This is a genomic window from Clostridium sp. AF37-5 (assembly GCF_003477605.1).
GTDB lineage: Bacteria > Bacillota > Clostridia > Lachnospirales > Lachnospiraceae > Eubacterium_F.
This window is the reverse complement of sequence record NZ_QUDR01000048.1, coordinates 2,660-2,968: the sequence shown is the minus strand read 5'-3', so window position 1 is coordinate 2,968 and position 309 is coordinate 2,660. Positions and strand designations below refer to the sequence as shown.

Genomic DNA, 309 nt, shown 5'->3' with positions numbered 1-309 from the left:
CATCTGTTTCCGGTTATTGTTGGCGTCATAGGTATAGGAAATATCTTCCCTTCCTGTTTTTGTTTCTCTGGTAATACGGCCAAGCATATCATAGGTGTAGGCTGCTGTTTTTTTCGTGCTCTTTCCCTTCTTATCCATAACGGTAGAAACTTCTTCTGCTTTCTGTCCGTTTTTGAGATAGGTACTGCTGTACTTGGAAACCACACCTTTTCCCGTCTCGTTTGTCATAGAAGTTAAACGGTTCTGGTAATCATAGCCATACGTGGTTTTCAGTCCGTTTGCCGCCTGTCTTTCGCTAAGGCTTCCCTC

1 protein-coding gene is annotated in these 309 nt (G+C 43.7%); it reads right to left on the bottom strand.

Annotated features, from left to right (window positions below):
• Window positions 1–309 (bottom strand): hypothetical protein (locus DW019_RS14715; RefSeq protein WP_347474428.1); only part of this gene is annotated, 309 nt, incomplete at both ends.